At 43.9% G+C, this 2,369-nt stretch carries 2 protein-coding genes; both read right to left on the bottom strand.

The annotated features are described in order from the left end of the window. Positions 1 to 67: 67 nt before the first annotated feature. A complete protein-coding gene (gene istB / locus KNQ07_RS15905) occupies positions 68 to 769 on the bottom strand; it encodes an IS21-like element helper ATPase IstB (RefSeq protein ID WP_214767973.1) in 702 nt (233 codons plus the stop codon). Positions 770 to 780: 11 nt separating this feature from the next. Next, complete coding sequence (gene istA / locus KNQ07_RS15900; RefSeq protein WP_214767971.1) at positions 781 to 2,217, bottom strand: IS21 family transposase; 1,437 nt, start codon at positions 2,215 to 2,217, stop codon at positions 781 to 783. Positions 2,218 to 2,369: the final 152 nt, after the last annotated feature.

The following is a 2,369-nucleotide window of genomic DNA, read 5'->3' as shown; positions in this document are numbered from 1 at the left end:
CTTGTATTTTGCAATAGGTTTGTGCAGTGAATTGCAGAAAAAAGTACAGAACTTTGCCACTAAATATTTAATTTCTTGATAATGCCTGTGTGACACGATAACTGTCACCCGTGAAGGTCAGAATGTGCGCATGATGAATCACACGATCAACGAGTGCTGATGTTAATCTAGGATCTGCGAAAACACGATTCCATTGACTGAATTCTAGATTCGATGTGATAATGATACTTTTCTTTTCGTACCAGTCTGTAATGAGATGGAACAGGAGCTCTGCTGACTCTTTGGATAATGGAAGATAGCCCATTTCATCCAAGACGATAAGATCCGCAGAATCGAGGCGTGTATGGAAGCTACTCAGCTTCCCATCACGCCATGCTTTGGTGAGTTGCTCTACGAGCTCCGAAACACGAAAGAAACGTACTTCTTTTCCTTTACGGCAAGCTTCCCGTCCTAAACCAATCGCAAGATGTGTCTTACCAGTGCCGGGGGCACCTGTGAGCACTACGTTTTGCTGATGATCGATGAAAGAGAGCGACATCAATTCTTCTTTCTTGAGATGACGAGGAAAGTAGATGTTGTCATGCCAGCGATAGTCTTCAAGTGATTTATTGTTGATGAATTTTGCTTTTTTTATGAGCCTCTCTGCCTTTGCTTCTTCACGAAGTCTCATCTCCATTTCAAAAAGTGTCGTGAGAAACGTCTCGGACGATTCCATCGGAATCGATTCGTAAATTTCAGCGACGTAAGCGAGCCGAAGGGATTTGCACATCTCTTTTAGATTCACGGCTGCACCTCACTCTGCCATGGTCGATTCAAACTGTCATACTTACTCCAGTCGACATCGTATGGATGCTCTTCGATGTCAGAATAGGCATCGCTCTGGCTCAGTAGCTCATACAATCGTTCATCGATTTCAGTGATTGAATGCAGGACTAATCTAGATCGTAGCCATCCCAGTCTTTCTCTCCGTATCATCAGATTCTGAATGTTCAGATACTCTCGAATTCGTCCAGGGAGGTACTCTGCGTGGCGTGAATGACCATAACTACGCGGCTTTTTGTACCATTCGTTGAGAATGCTTTCCCAAGGTAACGCCCGTTTCGTCATCATATAAGGTCGCTTTTCTTCGTACAGGATTTCTCCATGACGAGAAATGATTTTCATATCGTCCCATTTTAGGATTGCTCTCACTTGTCCATGTCGAGAACCAGATGGAACGAGAATCTTTGTTTGATCGATGGTCACTTCTCCATATTTGTTTACCTTCAACAGTTCCTCCTTGAACACCGGAAAGTCTTCTTCAGGCAGTCGAAGGAGATGCTTTTTCTCTTCCACAACGAGATCCTTGATACGTACTTTCTTTTCATAATGTATACGTTCCATGTCATCCCTGAGGGATGATGCGAGGCGTCTGTTCAATGATTCGAAGTCATTCATGACGGGAGAAGGAACCAGGAAGTTGTAACGGACATATCCGACCTTGTTTTCGACGCTTCCTTTCTCATTCCCACTGTATGGATTACAGCTTTGAACTTGGAAACCATAGTGCGTTACGAATTGCTGAAAAGCGTCCGTATAAATGGCATCTTCCTTTGTTGTCCGTGCTTTAGCGACGGCTGCTGGGAGATTATCGATCCGTAATTGTTGCGGCACGCCTCCGATTTCTTTGAACAGTCTCTTCAATCCGGTCAGGAAACATTCTTGGTTCTCTGCTGGTAATGCAACCGCAGCTGTTCGATTGCTATACGGCATGGATAGGATCAAGCAATGCACATCGACCGCATGACTGTCCTTCACGACTTCCATGACGCCAAAGTCTACCTGTGCTTCTCCGGGCGGGTGCTCCAACCGCTCGAATCGACTATCGTTTTCTACATCGCGACCTAGGCGCCATTCTTTGATAAATTGACAGACGGTCCGGTAGGACCCTTCAAATCCATATGTACATAATGTCTCATATAGTTTTTTATTGGTTCGTCGTTGTTTCTTTTTCATCATCGCATCTTCCTGTAGCCAGTCCTCGATCATTTCGCCCCAACGGGTGCCATACATCATGCCACGCTTTGAAGAAGGACTTTCTTTTGGTAGAAAAGACTCATCGGCATATTTTTTAGCAGTTCGCCAGTTCAGATTAAGATCTTTCGCAATCTTATTGATGGAATAGGATTTATGGTTCCTTAAAAATTTGATACAATTGATTTCAGACATTGTTAGCATTCCTTTCATCTCCTTAACGTTCTTGTTTCGCAACTTAAACGTTAGGATGAATTTGTGGGTGCTGGCAAGTCTTTTTCTTTTTTCGCAAAAGGAGTGCAGAACTGTGTACGTTTCCGTCGCACAAGTCTGCACTCCTATTTTGCATTACACAG

The organism is Exiguobacterium sp. s145, from assembly GCF_018618835.1.
Lineage (GTDB): Bacteria > Bacillota > Bacilli > Exiguobacteriales > Exiguobacteriaceae > Exiguobacterium_A > Exiguobacterium_A artemiae.
Note: the sequence above shows the minus strand (reverse complement) of the source record. Positions and strands in the feature narration are given on the sequence as shown.